This window comes from Bradyrhizobium sp. (assembly GCF_016462955.1).
In the GTDB taxonomy this organism is placed as follows: Bacteria; Pseudomonadota; Alphaproteobacteria; order Rhizobiales; family Xanthobacteraceae; genus Bradyrhizobium.
In genome coordinates, this window is record NZ_JAEMSD010000489.1 from 1 (window position 1) to 5,041 (window position 5,041).

Sequence of the window (5,041 nt, forward strand, 5' to 3'; positions counted from 1 at the left end):
AGCGCGCGCATCGACGCGATCGGCAACGTCTGCGGTCGCTACGAAGGCGACCGGCCCGGGGCGCCCTGCCTGATGCTGGGCTCGCATTACGACACCGTGCGCGATGCCGGCAAATGGGACGGGCCGCTGGGGGTGATCACCGCAATCTCCTGCGTCGCCGATCTCAACCGTCGCGGCAAGCGCCTGCCGTTTGCGATCGAGGTGGTCGGATTTGCCGACGAGGAGGGGGTACGCTTTGCCTCGACATTGCTTGGCAGCCGTGCGGTGGCCGGCACCTTTGACGAGGGTGTGCTGAACGCGCGCGATGGCGACGGCGTGTCAATGCGCGATGCGCTCGTGCAGTTCGGCCTGGATCCCGACCGGATCGGCGCGGCCGCACGGACGCGACGCGAGCTGCTTGCCTATCTCGAATTGCACATCGAGCAGGGACCGGTGCTGGAAGCGCAGAACCTGCCCGTAGGCGTCGTCACCGCAATTGCCGGCGCCACGCGCCTTGCCGCGCGGCTGACCGGCATGGCCGGCCACGCCGGCACCGTGCCGATGGCGCTCCGGCGCGACGCGCTCGCCGGGGCGGCCGAATGCATCGGAGCGGTCGAACAATTTTGCCGCACCGACCCGGACGGCCTGGTCGGTACTGTCGGCTACATCCAGGCGAGGCCCGGCGCGACCAACGTCATTCCAGGCGAGGTGTCGTTCACCATCGACATCCGGGCGCCCACCGACATGCACCGCAAGCGTGCGGTCGCGGATATCGTTCGCCAGATCGAGGCGATTGCCAAGCGCCGGCAATTGACACTTCAGCTCGATGTTACCCACGAAAACCGCACCGCGCCTTGCGCACCATGGCTCCAGGACCAGATCGCGTCGGCGATCGAAGCCGAAGGCTTCGCCGTGTTCGAGCTGCCGAGCGGGGCAGGGCACGACGGGATGGCGATGATCGACATTGCCGATGTCGGCATGATCTTCGTCCGGTGTCGCGGCGGCATCAGCCATCACCCGGACGAGCATGTCGAGCTCGCCGACGCCGACGCGGGCGCGCGGGTGCTGCTGCGGGTCGTCGAGAATTTCAACCCCCGGCAAGCCGGCGCTGGCTCGACCTGACTTCCCAAAACCTCGCGTGTCATCAGGACGTGACACGAATCAGTCACTTTTGTGACGATGACCGGCTATGGTCGGGGATCACGACCAGGCCAACGAACAGCGATATCTCCTTGCCGTCACATCGTGGAAACCGGTTTTATCAGGGCGTGACCGCGTCCTTCGTCGCCAACGCGCTTCAGGCGGTGAACTTCCTCAGCGATCGGTTCCTGAGACATTCGCATCATTCGCTGTCGGCCATCGAGGACCTCTATCGGCACTCGATGGATAGCGCCTTTTCGCTGACCGAGGCCTTCCTCGTCACCGGCGCGCCCCACGCTTCCGCCTATTATCCTCGCGACTTCGCCTGGTTTTATCCAGACGTGCTCGATCCCGAGACCATCATGGACCCGCAGGACGCGGTGCGCCGCGTGCGCTTGCTTGAAAAGAGCGTGCGCCTGCTGCTGCAGGCGGTCCGCGCCGATGTCGTCACCACCACGATCGTCCCGGCGGGACGCGGCCGCTATCTCGGCGTAAACTATTTCTCGCCACCTTCGGATACGCTGCTCGGCATCCTTGCCGGTCTCCAGCAGATGATCTCAGCCGAGGAGAGGATATCGACCTATCTGGCGATGTCACAATGTGCACATGCCGGCCGCCTGCTGCTGGCCGAATACGGCGCCGACCTGAAGCGGGCGATCCTCCAACTTGCGAGCGAGCTGGAGCCGGTCGATGACAGCGGCGCGCGATACCTGCTGTGCGACGCCAGTGCGCCCCGCTCCGCGGCCACCGACACGCGCGCCGAGCGCAGGCGGTTCGTCACCAACGCCTGCGTCTACACGACGTTCGTCTGGGGTGTGCAGCTGGGAATCGTCGAAGAGAGCGAGCTGAAGCGGCTGCTCGGGCGCGACCTCGCACAATACAAGAAGGGCCTGCTCCGCCTGTTCGGCAAGGACGGCTATATCAGGCATTCGCTGGATGGTCCGGCGGGGACGCCGGCCGCCTCGGTCGCGCTGGATTTCGTCGGCGTGCATCGCGGATTCTGGAATATGAGCGAGGCGAGCGAACGTGCCCTGTTTGCCGCGACGACGGATCTGATCATCGCCGAACCACGGTTTCGCATACCGAGCACGTTCCACTTCCTGGTGTCGGTGGAGAATCCGCGGACCAAGATGATCCACAAGATTGCAGCTCCGGCCTATCAGGGGCGCTCGTCCTGGCCGACGTTCAACGTCGAATTCGCCGATCGCATGCTGGACTATGATGAATCAGCTGGAAGCGATACCTACCGGGCTTGCGCGCAAGGCATATTGAGGGACATCCGGACCGCAACCGAGGTCCATGGCGGCTATCAGGAGCTGATGTCGGAGCAGGGTCTGAAGTATCGCACCTGGGCCTACAAGGGCGCCGTGGCCCACTCCTGGTTTCCGCGCTTTCTGTCGGTCTGGAGGCGGGCTTACGGCACACCGCTCCTCCGGTGGGATTGACGAGTTCTGCCGGTCGCCCGCCCCTATGCCACGAGATCAAGCAGGCGGCATGAGCCGCGCACGAGCACCTTGCGTCCCGTGGGCGTCATTGCCGGCACGCCGTCATTGACCACAACGAGGCCGAGCTTGATGAGGCTTTCGATCAAGGGAGCCTTCGAGGGACGACAGGACGACGTCGGATTGCGAAGGGTGCGCAGAGCGTCCCATTGGTCCGGCGAAAGATCAAAGTCGACGTCGTTGCTCATTTTGCCTCAGGCGATCTTAAAGACGCGCCCCTGTTAGCGGCGCCGCATGAAGACCATGCGACGACAATGAGTCGGGAATTCGGTACGTCGTTGAGAATGAATCTTCACAAATTACTGCACCTCGTTGCGCCACAAGAGTTAAGATCGTTCACGCACGCATTGTCCCGATTTTCGATCACCAATTGATGATCTGTGTTTGATGGTGCAGTGCGACTACTGCGATGCATGGAAAGTATGGCTGTCCCATTCTGCGTCGCGATATGCACAGAAATGATGAGGTAAGAGGCTGCGGACTCTGGTACGTTGTCTTTGCGGGGAATGGCTTCACACGGAGGAGTGGAGTGCATGAACAGGCTGGTTGAAATTCGTAGCCAGGAATTTTTGTGCCGCGAGCGAGCAGCGCTCGATTCGGAGCGTCGGCTGTTCTGGCTCGCCCAAGCCGAGGAATGGGAGCAGCGCGCCCTCGACGAAATCGCGTATCACTTTCGGGAGTGCAATCTCGCGCAGATCGAGCTGAACGCCGCCTGACGGCGGGGGCTATCGCTGTCTACTGATAAGTGGCGACGATGTCCGACACAGCGCGCTCGAGCTGCTGCGCTGTGGCGCATTGGCGCACGACGCTGCAAAAGGTCGCGTAGCGCGGCATCTCTGAATCCCCGAAGCCCCAAGCCAGCCGCCCCTCCGGATTGAGCCAGACCAGCCGCTTCGAGCGCTCGGAGATGCGGCGCAAAATGTCGGCGCGTGGGTCGAGATTGTTGCTGCGGGCATCGCCGAGCACGATCACCGTGGTTTGCGGCGTCAGCGTGCTCATGAACTCCTTCTCGAAATCGACCAGCGAAGAGCCGTAGTCCGAGGAGCCGAAACCCACCTTGGACATGATCTCCGCCATCGCCTCCTCCGGAGACTTCGATTCCAGGACCTCGCTGACCTCGATCAGATGCGAGGAAAAGGCGAAGGAACGGACATCGTCGACGACCTCGTGCAGGGAATGGATCAGCAGCAGAAAGAAATCGGAGACCTGCGCAACGGAGCCCGAGACGTCGCAAAGCGCCACGATCTTCGGCCGGTCGCGATGCTTGCGCTTCCATGCGGTGAGGAAGGGCACGCCGCCCCAGGCCGCGTTGCGGCGCAGCGTGCGGCGGACGTCGAGATGGCCGCGCCGTTGGCGCTTGCGCGGCTTGGAGTAGCGCTCGCGCAAACGGCGCGCGATCTGGCGGATGAGAGCGCGCATCTCGGCGACCTGGCGCCGCTCGATGCGCGCGAGCGGCGCATTGCGCAAGATCTCGTTGCGAAGGTTTTCGGCCTCCTCGCGCGCATAGAGCGCAAGCCCCTGGGAGACCGTGTCGCGCACGGCTTCCCGTAGCGCATCGAGCGCGGCGCGCAGGCGCTCGGCCAGCGCCGGGTTGGTTGCGGTCAGGTTCTCCAGATCGTCCCGCAGACGCTGGAGGCCCATCGCATCGAGGATGCGGCTGGAGAAGATGCCGCGCTGAGTGGAGTAGCGGATGTCGGACAGGGAGGCCGCCGCGGACGCGCTGGCGATCGCGGCAGCGATCGTATTGCGGTCCTGCGACAGCAGCATCTGCGCGAGCTGGCTTAAACCTTCGGGACGCTCGCCTTGGCCGGCATCGCCGGAGGAGGGCGACTGATCCGCGTCCCGCGGTGTGTCGTCGTTGTCGGCCTCGGGCTGGTCCTGCCGCGGCTCCGGCTGACTGAAGAAGAGATCGAAACAGTCGCCGAGCGCGAGCTTCTCGTCCTGCGACTTGGCGAGCGTCAGCAGCAGCGCGTCGCGCAGGATAGCGCGGTCGGAGACGCCGACCTGCGCGACCGCCCGCATCGCGTCGATGCTCTCGGCGGGCGAGACGTGAACGCCGACACCGCGCGCCGCCCGAAAGAAGCGATGGAGATTGTCGCGCATCGGCGTCAACCGAAGACGTTGGACCGGGCCGCCTTGGCAATGAAGGTCGTCACCTGCGGCGCCGCAGCCTCTATGTCTGTCTCGTATTTCAGGAGGACGTTGAGTGTGTCCTTGACGATCTCGGTATCGAGCTCGGACGCCTGGAGCAGCACCAGCACGCGCGCCCAGTCGATGGTCTCGCTGACCGACGGCAGCTTCTTCAGGTCCAGCGAGCGGATCTCGTGGATGAAGCCGACCATCTGGCGGCGCAGCGTCTGAGAAATGCCGGGCAAGCGGCTTTCGACGATGCGTTCCTCAAGGCGCTGCTCGGGGAAGCC

At 64.2% G+C, this 5,041-nt stretch carries 5 protein-coding genes and 1 pseudogene; 3 read left to right on the forward strand and 3 right to left on the reverse strand.

Going from position 1 to position 5,041, the window contains the following annotated elements; all coding sequences use genetic code 11:
* The coding region (locus JHD07_RS32480) for an allantoate amidohydrolase (RefSeq protein WP_291629569.1) at window positions 1–1,101 on the forward strand (1,101 nt) is incomplete at its 5' end.
* A 110-nt stretch (window positions 1,102–1,211) separates the two neighbouring features.
* Window positions 1,212–2,564, forward strand: a complete 1,353-nt coding sequence (locus JHD07_RS32485) for a hypothetical protein (RefSeq protein WP_291629571.1) — start codon at window positions 1,212–1,214, stop codon at window positions 2,562–2,564.
* Window positions 2,565–2,587: 23 nt separating this feature from the next.
* Here JHD07_RS32485 and JHD07_RS32490 read toward each other — a convergent pair whose 3' ends face one another.
* Window positions 2,588–2,809 carry a hypothetical protein gene (locus JHD07_RS32490; protein ID WP_291629573.1) on the reverse strand — a complete coding sequence of 74 codons (222 nt, stop codon included), beginning with the start codon at window positions 2,807–2,809 and terminating at the stop codon, window positions 2,588–2,590.
* Between the two features lie 345 nt (window positions 2,810–3,154).
* On the opposite strand from JHD07_RS32490, the gene JHD07_RS32495 reads away from it, so the two are divergent.
* On the forward strand, window positions 3,155–3,337 hold the full coding sequence (locus tag JHD07_RS32495) for a hypothetical protein (RefSeq protein WP_291629575.1): 183 nt from the start codon (window positions 3,155–3,157) through the stop codon (window positions 3,335–3,337).
* A gap of 19 nt (window positions 3,338–3,356) precedes the next feature.
* Here the strand turns inward: JHD07_RS32495 and JHD07_RS32500 are convergent, their stop codons facing one another.
* Window positions 3,357–4,724: a VWA domain-containing protein gene (locus JHD07_RS32500; RefSeq protein ID WP_291629577.1), complete on the reverse strand. Its 1,368-nt coding sequence runs from the start codon at window positions 4,722–4,724 to the stop codon at window positions 3,357–3,359.
* Window positions 4,725–4,729: 5 nt separating this feature from the next.
* A pseudogene (locus tag JHD07_RS32505) lies at window positions 4,730–5,041 on the reverse strand (MoxR family ATPase); the annotation flags it as partial.